The organism is Sunxiuqinia sp. A32 (genome assembly GCF_052690465.1).
On record NZ_JBQYLI010000011.1, the window covers coordinates 102,893 to 122,817 of the forward strand.

A 19,925-nucleotide genomic window follows, 5' to 3' on the forward strand; every position below is an offset into this window, starting at 1 on the left:
AAAATGGGAAATACAAGATCGATTATTTTACTTAGGTCAATTTCAATGCCTAATTTTAAGTGTGCTTATTATCAGTGTGTTGTGTGTTCTTGCGGTTATAGATATGTGTAAAGTTTTCACATATTCTGTATAATATTTTGACAGCAAAATAGAAAAGCATTCTGTGCAAATAGCATATGAGTTTTCAAATTATTCATACCTCAATGCCTCCATCCCGAGCGATCGGGATCTTCACACTTCTCACTATTCATACCGCAAAGCTTCCACCGGATTTCGCGTTGCTGCTCTCCAGCTTTGCCAACTTACTGTCAGCAGAGCAATGCCCATTGCAAGCAAACCCGAAATGGCAAAAATCCACCAACTAAGGTCAATTTTGTAAGCAAAGTTTTGAAGCCATTTATGGATGAAAATGTACGCAAAAGGAGTAGCGATCAAAAATGAGATTATTGTTAGTCGGACGTAAGTTAGATTCAACATTGCTATAATTTTTGCAATGGTTGCACCATTCACTTTTCGAATTCCAATTTCTTTTTGTTTTTTAAGAATAGTCTCCAATGATATACTAAAAAGCCCGTAGCATGCAATTAACATTGAAACAATACCAAAAATGAAACACAGTTTAAAAAATAATGCTTCGTTTCTATATTGGTTATTGAATTGTTCATCAAGGAAAAAATAGTCAAATGGATCGTCCGGATAGATGGATTCCCAGAGGTGCTTAATTGAAGCAATCGTTGATTCTGATACATTTGCTAATTTGACAGTACAATAGCCAAATAGATAGTCATATCCGAATTGAAATACCATAGGTTTTATTTCCTCTTGCAAACCTTCCTGATGGTAATCTGAAACAACGCCAACAATCGTAAAAGAATTTCCATTTTGGTCTTTAATTTGTGATCCAATAGCACTCTCTGAATCATTAAAATTCAATTCACTCACCGCACACTCATTAACAATCAACTTTGTGTCATTGAACTCCTTTTGAGATTCAAAATTTCTGCCGGCAATGATTTTTAAGTCAAGTGTATTAGAATAATGGTCGTCAATATTTAGACGATCGACTGCAATTTTTATATCCGGATTCTCAGAAGGAGATATCCACAAACCCTTATCGTCAGTTTGGACCGCTTTGCCTGGAATATCCGAAGCATAAGATACTTCTTTGGCAAATTCATTCAGCTTTAGAAGGTCGATAAATTGCTTCCCCTTTACTATTCGAATTGGATTAAAAATCAATGTTCGTGGAGAATGAACCACCAGTACCTGATCTTTATTAAATCCAGGATTGCTATCTTTTAAAAACCTGATTTGCTGAAAGGCTACTATCAAAAAGATGATAAGGAAAATGGAGAAGCTGTATTGAAAAACAACAAATGATGTTTGATGATTATTTGATGTTTTTAAGATGGCCGATTTATCTTTTTTAACGGCATCCTTCATTCTTTGAGCAAGTACAGAAACCGGCATGAGACTGCAGACAAGAACACCTGAGATTAATAGCGCCACTAACATCTGAAGAGAAAAATTAATCTTTTGGTGATAAAGTCCAGTTGGTAATTCAAGTGTGTTGAAGATTGAATCACCCACAAAAGAAAACAAAGAGAATGAAATAATAATTGCTATAAAATTAAGCAAAAGGATTTCTACAGCAATAGATTTTATCAGCGAATATTTAGAAGCTCCGAGGATATTATTTATAAATAAAGATACTTGATTGGAGGAATATCGGGAGCATACCATCGCAGAGAAATACATCCACGAAACTAGCAAGGTTACCAATCCAAGGAGGGCTAAAATCAGAATAAAACTGTACTTATTGTTTTGACTTAATTCATCGTCAAGATGTGAATGCAGATGAATGGATTTAATAGGTTGAAGATTGAGAACGACCTGTTGATTTTTTTTGTGATGATTGGTATAAGTTCTATTTGAGAATTCAGTGAGACTTTGCCGAACAGTTTCAATATTAGCGTTTTTAGCTAATTTCACGTAAGTGTAAAAAGCATCGGTATCCCAATTATTTTGGTGTTCATTCCAGCCATTGGCCGTAATGGTGTTGAAGGAGAGTAGATAATCGTAGTTGAAATGAGATTGAGTCGTTGGGTTTTTAAATACTCCACGTATATCAATAATAATCCCTTCATTTAAAACGAGGCTTTTGCCCACTGGAGATTCGTCTCCAAAAAAGCGTTTTGAAGCTGTCTCCGAGATAATCATTGAAAGGGGCTTGGCTAGTGCATCATTTGCATTACCTTCAAGCATGGTAAGAGAAAATATCTCTGGAAATTTTTCATCTACCCAATACACTTTTTGGTGGTTATATTTAATGTCACCTTTCCTAAATAAACATTCTTCGTCCAATATGCGGGTATATAAATCGATGCCGGGTATCTCATTAATCAATGCATCTCCCAGTGGCATCTGAGACTTAGCCGTCTGTTTAATTTTCGCTCCTTCATAATTAACCTGAGTGCTCACCCTGTATATTTGCTTATATTCAGGGATTTGAGTGTCAAAACTTAATTCAACATGAAGATAGGTGATGAGCAACAAGGAGAAACTATAGGCAATCACTAAACCACCAACTCCAAAATAGATGTAGTTCTTATTTTTTAGTATGCCTCTAATTATCATCTTTAGGTTAGTATTCATATTGTTCTCTTGGCTTTAGGTTAGATATTAGGTTATTCATTTTTGTTGAATGATGTCATTCATATCGCAATGCCTCCACCGGATTTCGGGTAGCGGCCCGCCAGCTCTGCCAACTAACAGTCAGTAACGCAATTCCCAGCGCCAGCAATCCTGCCAGTGCAAAAATCCACCAACTTAATGTGGTTTTGTAGGCAAAATTTTCAAGCCATTTTTGCATGGTGTACCAAGCAATTGGCGTAGCTATTATGAAAGCAATTGCTACCCATTTTACAAACTCTTTATTGAGTGTTGTCAGTATTTCAGAGACATTGGCTCCATTCACTTTTCGGATACCGATTTCTTTGGTGCGTTGTTGTGAAATGAAAAGTGAAAGTGCGCTAATCCCGATAATGCTAATTAGTACACCTATAGTTGAAAAAACAAAAAGAATGCGACTTAGGATGGTTTCAGCTTTGTATTGTTGTGCTATTTTTTCATCCATAAAAAAGTAATCCATTTTCTGGTTGAGGTAATACTCGTTCCATACTTTTTTAATGACATTCATGCCAGTATGCAAACTTCCCTTGCCTAAGCGGATATGAATAAAACGCGCACGGTTCAAGGATTCATCCAACCAAAAAACAAAATCTCCAATGTCTTCGTGTGCCGAGTTGTAATTAAAATCTTCAGCCACACCTAAAAATTTTATGATCTGGTAATTTTCCTTCCCTCGTTGCATTTGTTGTGTTTGCTGGTACGCATTAATTGCTTCCAGACTACCGTATTTCTCCATAAAACGTTTGTACAGATGGTTGTTAACTACCACTCCACGTACAGTGTCACTTGAAGGTTCTATCCAATTTTCAATCAACTTAATATTCATGGTTTTAAGGTAATCGTAATTGGCAAAGACAGCTTCGGCGGTTCCTTCAATTCCTAAACCTTCAAGAGCGAATGTTTGAGTTGGCCATCCAAAGTATTGTCGGGTAAATCCAACAGACTCAACAGTTGCTTGTTTTTTCAGTTCCCGCGCAAAAATTGTCGGGTCTTTTGAAAAGTCTTTTAATTCCAGAACAACAATATTTTCCTTATTAAAACCTAAGGGTTTGTTTAATACAAAGTCAATTTGTTTGTTTACCAAAAATGTCCCTGATATTAATATAATTACAATTACAATCTGGCCCACCAGAAGGCTTTTAAGCACATAACTTCCCGAAAAATTATTCCGTTGGGCAAGAATATCTATGGTGGAATTTCTACGCAGAAAAAACACGGTAACAAAAAGGGCTGTTACCGTTAAGCAGACACCAATAACTGTCAGTATACTCGAGTAAATAGCCGGTTCGTTGTAAAATATTTCAAAATCGATATCAAAAAATTGGTTAACAAAGGGTTTTGTCCCGTGAATAAATAACAATGAAATACTAATTGACAGGACACAAACTATAAATACTTCGGTTAATACTTGCCTGATAATTTGCCACCGGTTAGCACCAATGGACTTTTTCATCCCCATTTCTTTTGAACGTTTAATGAGCTTGGCTATGGTTAGGTTGGTAAAATTTAGCAACGAAACCAGCAAAATAACAAAGGAGATAATTACAAAAAGAGAGATATTTATTTTGCTCGAACTTTCACGCATTTCGAAACGAAAATCCGATTTCAAGTGGATGTCGTCCAATGGGAACAAGGAAAAATCCCATTCCTTAGGTCCTCCTTCCTGTTTTAAAGAACTCTTGTCCCAAAAAGCTGCTATCTTTTTGGCAACCAATTTGGGAGATGCACCTTTCTGAAGTTTAAAGTAATGGTAAGCCCATAGAGTTTTTAAGGAGGGTAATGTTTTATCAAAAGATCTTTGCATGTTACCTTTTTGTGATGCCAGCAATTCGTATTTAAAATGTGTTTTGGGATGCGTGTTTTTTACAATTCCACGAATTACGTAATCACCAATATCTTTTGTGTATTGACCGGCTTCAAATTTGATGATTTGCCCAATGGGATTTAGGTTTCCATAGTGTTTACGAGCAAAATCTTCTGAAATAAAAAGGGTATTTGGCTTCTCCAATTCCGATAGGTCACCTACCTTCGAATTAACTTCAAACATTTTAATAAAAGCCTTATCAACCCAAAAAATATCATTCTGCTGAAACGAGTTGTCATCGATTTTTAGGATTCCAACAGGGCAATGTATAAACTGAGTCGCCAGTTCAACCTCAGGAATTTCATACGAAGCGGAATGAACAATACCCAAACTACGTGCCCATTTGCTGGGATTGCCTTTGGCAGTCGAGCTGATTCGGTAAATATTTTCGTGTCCTGTAATCCACTTGTCGAAACTTTTTTCGTTGGAAACATGGATAAATAAAACAAGAAATGATGAAATGCCAATTACCAACCCAAAGACATTAATGAGCAAGAAAGCTCTGTCTTTTAAAAGTCGGCGAATGGTTATTTTTAGGTTATACATAGCTTACGTGATTTTACATTGTTATTCATATCTCAGTGCTTCCACCGGGTTTCTAGTTGCTGCTTTCCAGCTTTGCCAACTAACAGTTAATAGCGCAATTCCCAGCGCCAGCAAGCCTGCCAGGGCAAATACCCACCAACTCAGGTTGGTTTTGTAGGCAAAGTTTTCAAGCCATTTACTCATGGTATAATATGCCAAAGGAGCAGCTATTACAAATGCTATTACTACCCACTTAATAAAGTCTTTATTCAGCATTGTCAATACTTCAGATACTTTGGCGCCATTTACTTTTCGGATGCCGATTTCTTTAGTGCGTTGTTGTGAAATGAACAGCGAAAGGGCGCTGATACCTATAATACTGATCAGGATTCCGAGGATTGAGAATGAGGATAAAATCCTGCTTAAAATAATTTCTCCCTTATATTGTTGGGCAATTTTATCATCAATAAAAAAATAATTGAAGTCCTGTGCAGGATAATAGTCTTTCCAAATGGTTTCTATTTGTGTCATTGCCGACCGAAGATTTCCAGGATTTAACCGGACATGGGTAAATCGGGCTCGGTTTCGTGATTCATCCAGCCAAAAAGCAAAGTCACCAATAACCTGGTGTGCCGAGTGGTAATTAAAATCTTTAGCAACACCAATGAATTTGATCCGAACTTGATCTGGAGCCAAGGGTTGTGTTTGCTGATAGGCATTCAGCGCTTCCATACTTCCGTGGCGTTCCATCAGCTTTTTGTATAAATGTTCATTAATGATCATGCCTTGAACAGTATCGGCGGACGGATTAATCCAGCTTTCAACTAGCTGGATATTCATGGTTTTTAGATAATCGTAGTTCGCAAAAACAAATTCCGCACTTCCGTCAATTCCCAAACCATCAAGGGGTAAGCTTTGCGATGGATAACCAAAATGCTGACTGGTAAATCCGACTGCTTTTACCTGGCTTTGTTTTCTGAGTGCGTCGGCAAATACTTCCGGATCTTTTGAAAAATCCTTCACCTGAAGAACAACAACATTTTCTTTATCAAATCCCAATGATCTGTTCGAGATAAAATTGATTTGCTTATTCACCAAAAAAGTTCCGGACATCAAGATGATGACAATACACACTTGCCCAACAAGTAGTGATTTAAGGATAAGACTTCCCGAGAAATTGTTTCTTTCTGCGAGAATGTCGATGGTTGATGTTTTTCCGAATAAAAAGAAAGTAGCAAACAAAGCAGTTAATATCAGACAAGTAAGGACAATCCCAAGCATGCTGAGGTAAACAACCGGTTCGGAATAATAAATATCAAAATTGATTTCGAAAAGCTGATTAATGAGTGGTTTTAGAGATTCGACCAAACCGAAAGCTAATAATATTGAAAAAGAGCACATGATTAAAACATCCACCAAGACCTGTCCAATAAGTTGGATTTTGGCTGCTCCAATTGATTTTTTTAAACCTAATTCGCGTGCTCGTTTGATTAATTTTGCAATGGTCAGGTTGATGAAATTGAGTAGTGAAATCAACAAAATAACCACAGAAATCATGATGAATAAGCCGATGTTTATTTTGCTGGAACTTTCTTTCAGTTCAAAGCGATAATCAGATTTTAAATGGATATCATCCAATGGCATTAAAGAGAACTGATAATCTTTTGGGCCACGTGTCTCTTTTAGTTCACTATCGTTGTAAAAGGCTAAGATTTTGGAAGCTACTTCGGACGGTTTTGCTCCTTTTTGGAGTTTGATATAGCTATAGACCCACTGAATTTTCCGATCGGGTAGCGAGGTGAATCGTTCCTGCAAAGCTCCTTTTTGCGACAATAACAGTTCATATTGAAAATGTGTTTTTGGATGTGTATTTTTTACAATTCCCCTGATTTCATAGGTTCCAAGGTTTTGGGTGTATTGGAGCGCGTCTACCTCCAGAGTTTTACCAATTGGATTTTCATTTTTGAAATACTTTTTTGCAAAATCTTCAGAAATGAAAACCGTATTTGGTTTATTAATTTCTGACAAGTCGCCAACCAGACTCTGCACCGAAAACATGCTGATAAAGCTGGAGTCGACTGACATGATATCTTTCTGTTGAACAATCTGATCATTTATTTTTAAAGTCCCAACAGGAGTATGCGAAAATTGTGTTGCTTCAACAACCTCGGGAATTCCGGCAACCGATTCGTAAACAATGCCTAAGCTTCGTGCCCAGATATTCGCGTCGTGGCCAACTGGAGTAGAAATCACCCGATATATATCCTGATGATCCGTGAAGTGCTTGTCAAAACTTTTTTCATTATTCACATGAAGAAACAGAATTAAGAACGAAGTGATACCGATCATCAGTCCGGCAATGTTGATAATTGAAAAGACTTTGTCCTTTATTATTCTTCGAAGTGTAAGTTTTAGTTGGTATCCGATCATGACTTTGGTGGGTTGATTTTTAGTTACTCACATTTTAAAACATCCGATGTTCTCATTCTAAAAACATTAACTGAAAGAAGATATACAACTGAAAAGATCACCGTTAATAAAAGCAATACAGGAACGGCAAAAAACCAGACATCCAAATTGATGCGATGAATGTAGGTTTCAAGGAACCAATGTTTATAGCCGTAATATGATAGTGGAATAGCTGCAAGTATCGCAACGACAAACTGAGTAATAAGTTGCTTCGACAAAAGCCTCCCCACATCAGCGATCTCAGCACCCAAAGCCTTACGAATCCCCATCTCTCTCTTGTTCTGACTAATCGTAATCAAGATCAATCCAATGATTCCAATAACTGCAATTAAGATGGCCAATGCAGAAAACAGGGTGAACACTGATGCGAATGTTTTATCTGGCTTTAAATCCATTCGCATTCGATCATCAAGCGAAAAATATTCGAACGGTTGGTTTGGGAAGATCGCTTCATAATAAGACCGTAATTGTGGAACTAACGAAGCAAAAGATCCCGATCCCAGATTACTCAATTTGAATGTCAGAAATATTTTAACTCCGTCATCAAGGGTAATAATGGTTGGTACCGGTTCTGTTTTTACTGATTTATAATAAAAATCATCAACAACACCTATTACCTGCCACTCGCGATTGCCCCAGTCTATAAAAACCTGACCGACCGCATCTTCTGGATTAGAATACCCAAAACGTTCCATTGCCAATTTATTCATCAGAAGAGTATTCTGTCCAGTAGTCTCATTCTTATGAAATTTTCGGCCTGCCAACACCTTTATTTTATAGAAATCCATAAACTGATCATCTACGGCAATATGAAAATAAGCCTTGCTATCATTCTTATCAAAACCTTTCCGACGACCACCGAATCCGTTGTTAATTTCTTGTCCGGGGACATCTGAAGACAAGGTGCAATCTGTAATTTCAGGAAGCTGAAGTGCTTGGCTTTTAAGAAGCTGGAGTTTCTTCATTCGTGTTTCCAGATTATCTGCCATTTGAGGAGCACGGATCACCAAACTGGAATTATAATCAATCCCCATTTCTTTCTGCTGTAAAAAAGAAGCCTGTCGGAATGTAACTATTGTTCCGATCAACAAGATTATAGAAATAATAAATTGTGTGGTAACTAGTCCTTTACGAAAAACAATTCCTTGCATTGAATTCTTGAATTTCCCCTTTAAAATAGTGACAGGTCTGTAGGATGAAAGCACTATTGCCGGATAAATGCTAGAAATTATAATTCCCGACAAAAAGACTAGCAAACCGGTTCTTATGAAACTAGCCTGCAGAAGCAAGTTAAAGTCATGAATATTAGTAACCGATTTAAATATCGGATTGATCAGGAAGTACATCCCAAGGGTAAGCGTCAAACAAAGTGAATTGAACAGAAATGCTTCGGAAATAAACTGTCCGATTAACATTATTTTTCGGGCACCATTTATTTTTTTGATACCAATTTCTCGCGCACGATCTAACGATAGCGCGGTAACTAGGTTGATGTAATTAATCCATGCTATAACCAAAAGGAAAATGGCAAATCCAAATAGTATATTCATTGTTTTGGCATTTCCTGGCGGTTCAGTTTCGTATTCAATATTGGAATTAAGATGAATATCGGGAACAGGCTGCAAAAAATATTCATCACGCGATTGGGTGTTTTCCAAGTCGGCTAAATAGTTTTTTGCAATCAATTCAGGCATAGCTCGTTTACAAAATTCATCAGGGTTAACGCCCGGGGCTAGTAAAATATAGGTATGTAAATAGTCGTTCCACCAGTTATTTTCTAAATTCTGAGATGTAATGACGGCTGAGTATGAGAACAAAAAGTCAGTCTGCAGATGCGAGTTTGCAGGGATGGTCTGGTAAACCGCGGTTATCGTATAATTTTCAGAATTGTTTACTGTAAGCACTTTGCCAATTGGATTCTCCTTCCCAAAGTACCGCTTCGCAGCGCGCTGCGAAATGGCTACTGTATTCGGTTGTTCCAGACACTGCTGTTCTCCTTTAATTATAGGAATGGTAAATAAATTGAATAAGGAATTACTGGCATAATAAGTTTTTTCTTCATTGTAAAACACCTTGTCGTTAACCGTATTTTCGTAGCTTACCGTAATGTTATACTTTCTCGAAATAACAGCCCAATCCTGCACTTCGCTGTAATTTTCTTTCAACCACTTACCTGTTGGATAAAATGAGTTAGCCGTTTTCCACTGAAGCTTTTCATTCTGGTACCGATTGTAAACAACACGGCAAATTCTTGAGCCCTTTTCATGATAGTCATCGAAACTCCGCTCAAAAAACACATATTCGAATATAAACAACGAACTCAGGATGCCGATCGTTAACCCAAGGATATTGATGGTCGTAACAACCTTGTGTTTTTTATAATTTCTGATGAAAATTTTCAAAAATCTGAAGTTCATAAATTGCCAGCTTATTTTAGTTAATTTCAATTCAATTTTATTCGTACTTCAATGCTTCCACGGGATTTCGGCTGGCGGCTTTCCAGCTTTGCCAGCTCACGGTTAGCATAGCAATGCCAAATATTACTAATCCGGCCATGGTAAATATCCACCAACTTAAGGTGGTTCGATAGGCAAAACTTGCAAGCCATTGGGTCATCGCGTACCAGCTTACTGGGATTGCAATGATAAAGGCAATCACAACCCATTTTACAAAATCCTTATTTAACAGGTTGATGATCTCGATGGAATTTGCTCCGTTAACTTTTCTGATGCCGATGATCTTTATATTTTTCTTAGTTGTTATCAATATTAATCCAAGTAGTCCAAGGCAGGTTATAAACACGGTGATGCATGCAAAAATCATCAATAATTTACCTAACCTGATTTCTGAGAAATATAGATTTTCTAGCTGCTCATCAAGGAATTGATAAATAAATGGATCGTTGACATAGATTTCATTCCAGATAGTTTCTATTTGTGATATAGTTCCATTAATATCTGAAGGATTCACAGAAACAATGTAGCTGCCAAAATTATTTGGATGGTCAAAAGAAAAACACATCGCCCGAACAGGAACTTTAAGATTTTCCTGGTGAAAGTTGGCTGTGACTCCTATAATTTTCGCTCGATTGTTCCCATTCGATGAAATTGATTTACCGATAGCATCGGCCGGTGATTTAAAGCCGAGTAATTCACATGCTTGTTGATTTATAATAATCTCTTCACTTCTCCTTCTTGTATTTGACCTAAAATTTTCCCCGGCCAGTAGATGAATGCCAAACACATTTAAGTAGTCGTCATCTATAAGATTCCTCTTGATAAGAATGTCTTTGGTTTCTTCTCCGTTTATTCGATTTACACTGAAATCGTACACGGATTCTTCTCCCATTTTAAAAAGAGTACTTGTAATGTTTCTTACAGCACTGATTTGTGTAAAGTTTTCTTTAAATGTTCTGTATTTAACGTATTTGGTGGAGTCCATATTCATGGAGCGTGGGGCCTCTAAAACAACAACAAAGTTTCTATTGTAACCCAAATCTTTTTTAGAAATATATTGCATCTGTTTGTAGATTGTGGTTACAGTAATTATAAGGCATATTGATGCTGCCAATTGAAAAACCACCAGTGCATGCCGGAAGCTAAGTTTTGACTTTGGATTAACATGGTTCGACTTCAATACTTTCTCCGGTTTAATTGAGGAAAGGATTAGTCCGGGATAAATTCCTGAAATGATAGCGCCAATGATCATTGTACCAAGTAGCATGAATATATAAGAAGGATTCTGTTTCAAGAATACATCGAGCGCTTTACCTGTTAATTGCGAAAAGACTGGGATACTAATTAGAATTAAAATGCATGCAATTACTGTACCCAGCAGGTTCAGTATAAATGCTTCAGTAATAAATATACTGGTGATGTCTTTCCGGGTGGCTCCATTTACTTTTCGAATGGCCGATTCTTTAACCTTGTCGTATGCCTGAGCATTTGATATGTTTATGAAATTGATCCATGCAATAATTAGAGCGATAATACCAATCAGCATGAAAATATTAATGTATTGTTTTGAACCATTCACCTTAAATTCGTTTTCGAGTTTTGAATTGAGATGAATGTCTGTGACTTTTTGCAAGTGAAACTCAAATTGAATATTCTCTGCCAGAAAATTCTCCGGCATTTTCTCTTTCACCAGTTTTGCAATTTTATCCTCTACTACTTTCGGAGAACTTCCTTCTTGTAAAGTGATGTAAGTATAAAGCCATCCGTGTCCACCCCAGCTATAATTATCGGTTCCCCAACCCGGCCACAAAACATTGCCTGTTGAAAGTGAAAGTAAAAGTTTAAAATTCAAATGGCTGTTGGCGGGAAGCGATTTGAAGACTCCGGTAACCGTAAATGGTAAGTGTTCATTAATGTAGATAATCTGCCCTATTGGATCACTATCTCCGAAATATATCTTAGCAAGCTTATCTGATAAAACAGTTGTGTATGGAGAGATGAGTGCCGTTTGCTTGTCTCCTTGTACCATTTCAACCTTCACAACGTTTAGAAATGTTGAGTCTGTCCAAAATAAATCCTGAGAATTTAGGTAATTGTTTTCGCGAAATACCAAACATTTCTCAAAACCTGCCCGTGCAAATTCTTTAACTTCAGGGATTTCGTCCTTAATTAGCGGACCAATATTATAGGTTGATGTAGCTTTATTGAAAAGTGGTTCACCATTTTTATATTGCTTAAGCTGAACCCGATACGTATTTTCATTATTATCTAAAAATTCATCGTAACTTTTTTCAAATGCCACATAAATCATAAGAAGAAAGAAAGCCGCGATGCCAATACTTAATCCTCCAATATTGATAAAGGTAAAGGCCTTATTCTTTTTTAAATTCCGGAGGATATTTTTTATTTGAAGCATAGTATTTATAAGGTTTAGGATTAGGTCTCATTTAAAATTTATTCATAGCGAAGTGCTTCTACTGGATTTCTCGTAGCCGCCTGCCAACTTTGCCAAGTTACAGTGATAACTGCAATGATACCGACCATTGCGCCCGCCAGAACAAATACCCACCAGGCGATATTGGTTTTATTTCCAATACTTTTCAATAAATTAAAAATGATTAGCCATGCAATCGGAGATGCAACAACAAAAGCAATGATCACGGATCGCAGAAGCGAGTTATTAAGTAAGTTGATAATTTCAATGTTTTTGGCTCCGTTTACTTTTCGGATGCCAATTTCCTTTATTCTGGCTTGTGTGGCATGATATGTAAGAGCAACGAGACCAATGATAGCTAATACGATGGAAACAATGCTTGCGAATCGAAATGTCAGATTTATTTCCTTGATCTCATTGATGTATCCTTGAACTTCAGCATTTGTAAAACTATACTCAAAAGGAAAATCCGGAGATATCTCTTTGATTGTTTTTTCAATGCGATTGATCGTTCGATCAACTTGACCGGGGAACAGGCTTACAAATAAAAACTTGGTGAATCCCTGGTTTTCGGGACGGGCTGATATAATCATGGGTTTAACCGTATTGAACAGGTAATTATTCTGAAAATCTTTCACTACACCAATGACCAGGTTATCCTTTCCCCAAAAGTGAAGCAGTTTGCCAATTGGGTTTTCAACTCCCAACCTCTTTGCAGCAGTTTCGTTGATAATCAATCCTTTCAATTCATCTGGCCGGTCAGCTTTAAACTCGTTTCCCAGTGACATAGTCATGTCAAAAGTTTGAGTATAGCCGTCTGAAACAATTGCAAAACCAAAAGACTCTTCATGTTTTAAGCCCTGATCGTCAACCCAGGATACTCCGGAATGATTCGGAATTCCCGCCGGCATTGATGATGCGGCGCATACATCTTTAACAGAAGGGTTCTGTTTCAATTCATTTTTCAGATTTGTATAGTTGTCTTTCAGTTGATTGGTAAACGGAATTTGCAAGACCATTTTATTGTCGAACCCTAATGACATGTTCTCCATGTACCTGTATTGTCTGTCGACCATCAAGGTGATAATCACCAAAATAATTGAGATGACAAACTGAAAAGTAATTAAAATATTTTTACTGGACAGGCCAACTTTTGTTTTACCTTCTTTTCGGAAAAGGACGAGTGGTTTTACTCCCGATAAAATTATGGACGGATAAAATCCGGCAAGTATCGATGTAATTAACCAGAGGCAGACACTCCCGATGATAAAAAATCCGATATGAGCTTTAAGGAACGGTTGAACATTTGAGCCGACAAGCATTCGAAAAACCGGCGTGCCGATAATCGCAAGAATCCCCCCGAGTAAGACCGCCATAAATCCAATCAACAAGGTTTCCCAAATAAACTGACGGGCAATAACTTTTTTGCTAGCACCGGATATTTTTTTCAGGGCAATTTCAGATCGGCGTTTGTGAACCATCGACGTAGACATATTCACATAATTCAAAACACTTACAATTAAGACAACAATACCTATAAAAATTAGCAGGTAGAGTGGATTTTTATTGTAATAGAGGTGTCGTTCAGTAATTGGTAACAGAGACAGTGTCAGCTGCTCCGGGTTGGAAATGTCATCCAAATTTAGCTCACTGTAAAAATGTTCGATTTTTTTATTGAATTCCTTATAATAAATATTTTTATGCAGCTTGAAAAAAGGCTGTCCGTTGCTATCCCAACCAGCCAGTTTTGATTCAGATCGTACAGTTGTCATTGGGGCTAACATGGAAAATCGGAAAGTTGTATAATCTGGAAAATCCACAACACCAGAAACCACAAATGACTGATTATTATTTAGCACCAATGTTTTTCCAAGGGCACTGGCATTTCCAAAATATTTTTCAGCAGTATTTTCAGACAGCACTATTGAATTTGGATCTTTCAGTGCGTTTTCGCGAGAACCTTCAATAAACGGGTATTGAATAATTTGAAACAAATCGGGATCCGCCAGGTAGAAATCAGGTTCGTTAAAGCTTAATAAATCAGTTTCACCAGATGGTTGGTACGATACAATACAATTGCTAAACCAACTGTAATTTTCAGTACGTGCAAAATATTCAATTTCGGGAAAATGTTCGGCAAGTAAAGGAGAAAGGGCATAGCTTATGGAAGTACCTCCCAAAGGGGAATCCGGAGTTTTTTGTAACAGGTTGAATACTCGTTCGTTTTCTGGAATGGAGTCGTTGTAGGAGTTTTCTTTGGCGACGTGCAACAATATAAGGATGGCACAAGTGAATCCAAAAGCCAAACCTACCACGTTTATTATGGTTGAGACCCAGGTTTTTCTTAAGTATCGAAAAATGTTACTGAATTTTGCCAAAATCATTTTCTTCTTTTTTATAATGATCAATTGTAATTATTCAGACCCCAACGCCTCAACCGGGTTTATTTTCATCATGAAAAACATTTCTATCAACTCTTGTGCCTTGATTGCAAACGACTGTAATCGTGGTGTTTAATTTGTTGCATGGAAATCTAAGTGTAAATTTATTTTACAAGAATTGTAAAATAAATTTACGCAAATTACGTCTCAATGTCTCAATTTCACATATGTAGAATTTTACAATTCATACCTTGAAGCTTCCATCCTCGAGTTCTCGGGATCTCAGCCTTCCTTACTATTCGTATCGGAGAGCCTCCACCGGATTTCTCGTGGCTGCTTTCCAACTTTGCCAGCTTACTGTGAGTAGTGCAATTCCCAGAGCGAGCAAACCGGCCAATGCAAATATCCACCAGCTCAAAGTTGTTTTATAGGCAAAGTTCTCGAGCCATTTATTCATGGCGTAGTAAGCGATGGGCGTGGCAATAACAAAAGCAATTAAAATCCATTTAATAAATCCTTTATTTAGTATTGCCATTACTTCCTCTATCTTAGCTCCATTTACTTTCCGGATGCCGATTTCCTTGGTGCGATTGCTGATGAAATGCGATGCCAGCCCATACAAGCCCAGGCACGAAATAAGGATAGCTATAATTGTCAGGTAGGAAAAGATAGTCATTTCAGTTTCGTTCTTCTGATAAAGGCTGGCCATATGCTGATCCATGAACTGGAACTCAAAAGCTTGGTCACTAAAAATACTTTCCCATTTTTGTTGGATGGCAGGTATATCCCGGGGGTTAATTTTTGCGAACAGGTAGGATGGATTTCCATTTAGCAATCTAAATTTTAAGGGTTCAATGGGATTATTCAGCGCGTCAAAATGAAAATTTTTAGCTAACCCAACTATTTTTTGTTTAGGAGTTTCATCAAGGATTTTCCCAATTGGATCGTCCCAACCCATTATTCCTGCATAGGATTCATTGATGATCACCGCTTCTTCAGATTCTTTGGATAATTCAGTTGAAAAGTTTCGGCCTTTCAATAACTCAATTCCAAATAACTCAATATATTTTTCATCAATTTGTGGCTGGTTTAAAACAAACTGAACTTCATTCCCTGTTTCATCTTTTACCGCCATGATGGTTTTCATCCAGTTGCCGGTATTTCCCAGAATTGTTCCACCTCCTCCGAACGCGAGACCTGATATTTCCGGAATCGATGAAAATTCCTGTCTTAAGACTTCTTTTCCCGGGAATTTTTCAGGCTCCTGAGGCAGTGAAATTGCCAAAAGTTGCTCTTTATCAAAACCCAAGTCAGCATTTCTCATATAGTGAACCTGGTTCCAAATCATAAACAAACCGGCAATCATTACAATAGCAATTACATTTTGGAAAGTGACCAATGATTTTCCAAACATGCCAAATCCGGGTTGCCTGTTGGTGGTAGTTTTTGTTGTTTTAAATGCCGGGTAGATACCGGTTAATATTCCAAAAGCGAGGAATACAGACAATAGCGGTAAGATCAGTTTCAGGATGGAAATGATATCGAATTTTTTGGCAAAAAGTTCATTGAAGTAGGAAAGCAAAAAAATAGAAAGGATCAATGAAATGGCTGACGCAATTAATACGTTGAGAATGGATTCTCCGATAATATGGTAAAAAATCCATCGTTTTCCACAGCCAATTGTTTTCCGGATTGAAAATTCCCGGTCTCGTTTTTCAAGTTGAGCCAGTGATAAATTAGTGTAATTAATTCCGGCTATAAGTAGAATTAAGAGTGCAACTACTGAGAAAATATAAACGTTTGCTTTATTTCCCTTTGGTGTGTCAGCTAAGAGGGTGTTTTCAAAATGAATATTTTTTAAGGGTTGAAGGTGATGGACAAGTTTGAACCCACCAATTCCACTTAATAAATCAGTGTATTTCTCATCTGTAATTCTCTCAATTTTTGAATTTAGCCCGGAGACATCTGAATTGATTGACTGGATATATACATAGTAATCTCCCCAATCAAATATCTCCCCTGTTCCATTAAAATCTGACGGAATTAGCGCCGAAAACTGAAGGTCAGTGTTGGTGGGTAAATCTGCGATTACGCCGGTAACTTCGTAGTCTTTTTTGCCTATCGTTAGTTTCTCACCAATAGGAGAACTCTTTCCAAAAATGTTTTTAGAAAGAGATTCGGTCAGAACAATTGTATTTGGAGCAGTTAGAAAATTAGATGAATTTCCCAGAATGGAGGGATAGGAAAATAGTTTGAAAATGGAAGGGGTTGCCTCCCTGATATTTAAGTTTTTGTATTCATTTTCGTTGTAAGTGATAGCATCGCTTCCTTCGGTTTCCACGCACGCGAATTCTTCAATTTCAGGACATTCATCTTTCAGAAACTGCACAAACGGAGGATTGGCCAGAGCCATATCAGTGGCTTGTCCGGCTGGGGAGGTAAGCGAGGTGGTAATTCGAAAAATCCGATCTGCATTTTTGTGATACGAGTCGAAAGTGACTTCGTTTTGAACATACATAGTGACGAAAATAAATACAACCATTGCAACTGAGAGTCCAATCAGATTAAGGAAAAAATCCAGCTTATTTTTCTTAACGGTTCTCAGTAAATAATTTATGAGTGTCATTGTGTTTGTCTTTAATTATATTTCAGTTTTAATACTTTTCGCTACCTTCAGCTAATGATGTTGGGCTCATTCATATCTTAACGCTTCCACGGGATTCTGTGTGGCTGCTTTCCACGATTGAAATGAAACAGTTAGCAATGCGATACCCAAAGCCATTACTCCGGCAAGAGCAAATATCCACCAGCTTAAACTGGTTTTGTACGCAAAATTTTCAAGCCATTTATTCATGGCGTACCAGGCAATTGGACAGGCTACGACAAATGCTAGTGCTACCCATTTAATAAAATCGCGGTTAAGCAGGGATATAACTTCAATAGTTTTGGCACCGTTTATTTTACGAACACCGATTTCTTTTTTTCGCTGAACGGCTGAATAGGAGATTAAACCAAATAAACCCAGGCAAGCAATAAATACCGCCAGAATGGAAAATACTCTTATTAATAGACTAAACTCAACTTCGGCTTTGTATAAGTCGTCAAAATTTTCATCCAGAAAATGATATTCGAATGGCACTTCGAGTAAAAACTCTTTCCAGGTTTTTTCAATTGTAGCAATGGTATTTTGTATGTCTGATTCAGAAATTTTAATATTTACACACACATTCCATGGCATATTACTAAGCAAAGACGGTTCGATTTTGTGGTGTAAGGAGTTTATATAAAAGTCTTTAACGATACCTATAATGGTGACTTCGTCTCCCAGAAAAGTAACTTTTGAGCCTATTGGTTCATCCAATTCCATTTCCTTTACAAATGATTCGTTAACCAATACAGAGTTGCTCTGGTCATTTTTATTGTTCCTTAAAAAATTTCGGCCCTCGATAAGTTCTATACCGAAGGTTTCAATAAAATCGGAATCGACAGTTGTTGCATTGTATTTTCTATACTCGCCGTTGACTTTATGTTTTGAGCCAATATTCAAATGGCCGGCAAAGGTACCATTCGATCTTGCAACATCTTGAATAGTTGGATTTTTCAGCAATGTTTCTCTAAAAGATTGGTATGTTTGATTCAGGTTTGCGCTTCCTGAAAGATAAACAATATGCTCTTTGTCAAATCCAAGTTCTTTGGTTTTTATATAATTAACCTGTTTTGAAATGGTAACGACAGAGATTAATAGAAAAATAGATACCACAAATTGTGATGTAATTAAAATATGCTTTAAGGTATTTCCTTTTTTACCTTTATTGAACTCATTTTTCAAACTTTGAACAGGAGTTACATTTGTAAGGAACCATGCCGGATATATACCCGATATAAAGCCGATAAAAAAGAGGCCTCCTATAAATAATAATAATGCCCTGAAAATTTCGCCTTGCTCGACAATTTCATTAAATCCGGTGAAATCGTATAAATATGGATGAACCACATACATAATTAATACAGCAAGGACTGCCGAAATGAAAGTAACAACAATCGATTCAGCAATAAACTCGCGGGAAAGTGAACCTTTACCTGCACCAATCACTTTCCGAATTCCAATTTCTTTAACCCGGCTTGTTGAAATAGCAACCGATAAATTAATGTAATTAATAATGGCAATAATTAATATGATTAAGCCTATCAGAAAGATTAAATAAACCGATGAGCGTTTAGCACCGCTCATAAAATGTACATCTTTTAACGGCACAAATGTTAATTTATAATCTTGTGCCCGAGGGCTATCTTTGGGGGCTTTCCACCTTTCAGCAACAAAATCAGTCCAGAATTTTGGCGATTCTGAATTTATTTGAGTTGCTATTTCCGGGCTATTTAGTTTAACAAAAGTTCCAAATCCCCAGTTACTCCAATCTTCGTCAATGTTTCCATTCCTAATATGATTGAACTCAATGGTTGACATTGAAATTAAACCGTTGTATTGAATGGATGAATTATCAGGATTATCTGCAATTACCCCCTGGATGGTAAAACGATAGGTCGCACTTGGGTAATCACTTAAGTATTCAATTTGTTTTCCGGTTGGGTTTTCGTTTCCAAATAATTTTTGCGATAAGCTTTCCGATAGTATAATTGAATTAGGTGCGGATAACGCCTGCTTTGATTCGCCATATAATAATTCAAAATTGAAAAAATTGAAAAAACTGCTATCAGCAAATAGTAAATCAGAAGTTTTAAATGTAACATTTTCATTTTTCAAATAACCTTTACTACCTCCGCCGTACCATTCATCTAACCTCACCACATCTTCGATGCCTGAAACATTATTCTTTAAAAACTGAGCTGTTGCTGGTGGGAGCGATTTATTATCGCCTAAATGAATTTTATAAATATTCTTGTTTTGGCTATGGAAACGATCAAAACTGAACTGATGATCTACATAACGAACAATTAGCATGAATACAGCAATACCCACTGCAAAGCCTAAAATATTTATTGATGAATGAAATTTGTTCCTGAAAATATTTCTAAGCGCTAGTCTGAAATTTGATTTTTTCATGGGTGTATAGTTTCTATCGGATATATCTTTAGCTCTCTTTTTT

The 19,925-nt window shown here is 37.0% G+C and carries 8 protein-coding genes; all 8 read right to left on the minus strand.

Annotated features, from left to right (window positions below; genetic code table 11):
• Window positions 1-243: 243 nt before the first annotated feature.
• The 8 genes from ACUNWD_RS12710 to ACUNWD_RS12745 all read right to left on the minus strand — a co-directional run bounded on the left by ACUNWD_RS12710 (window position 244) and on the right by ACUNWD_RS12745 (window position 19,882).
• Window positions 244-2,655, minus strand: coding sequence for an ABC transporter permease (locus tag ACUNWD_RS12710; protein ID WP_445588196.1), 2,412 nt, complete (start codon window positions 2,653-2,655; stop codon window positions 244-246).
• A 55-nt stretch (window positions 2,656-2,710) separates the two neighbouring features.
• Complete coding sequence (locus ACUNWD_RS12715) at window positions 2,711-5,101, minus strand: ABC transporter permease (protein ID WP_445588197.1); 2,391 nt, start codon at window positions 5,099-5,101, stop codon at window positions 2,711-2,713.
• A gap of 21 nt (window positions 5,102-5,122) precedes the next feature.
• Entirely contained in the window at window positions 5,123-7,510 is a 2,388-nt protein-coding gene (locus tag ACUNWD_RS12720; protein ID WP_445588198.1) for an ABC transporter permease, read from the minus strand.
• Window positions 7,511-7,533: 23 nt separating this feature from the next.
• Window positions 7,534-9,966, minus strand: coding sequence for an ABC transporter permease (locus ACUNWD_RS12725; RefSeq protein WP_445588199.1), 2,433 nt, complete (start codon window positions 9,964-9,966; stop codon window positions 7,534-7,536).
• Window positions 9,967-10,003: 37 nt separating this feature from the next.
• Entirely contained in the window at window positions 10,004-12,421 is a 2,418-nt protein-coding gene (locus tag ACUNWD_RS12730) for an ABC transporter permease (RefSeq protein ID WP_445588200.1), read from the minus strand.
• 38 nt (window positions 12,422-12,459) lie between these two features.
• Complete coding sequence (locus ACUNWD_RS12735; protein ID WP_445588201.1) at window positions 12,460-14,823, minus strand: ABC transporter permease; 2,364 nt, start codon at window positions 14,821-14,823, stop codon at window positions 12,460-12,462.
• A 292-nt stretch (window positions 14,824-15,115) separates the two neighbouring features.
• Window positions 15,116-17,446 (minus strand): FtsX-like permease family protein, encoded by a 2,331-nt coding sequence (locus ACUNWD_RS12740; RefSeq protein WP_445588202.1) that lies wholly within the window; start codon window positions 17,444-17,446, stop codon window positions 15,116-15,118.
• 66 nt (window positions 17,447-17,512) lie between these two features.
• Window positions 17,513-19,882, minus strand: coding sequence for an ABC transporter permease (locus tag ACUNWD_RS12745; protein WP_445588203.1), 2,370 nt, complete (start codon window positions 19,880-19,882; stop codon window positions 17,513-17,515).
• Window positions 19,883-19,925: the final 43 nt, after the last annotated feature.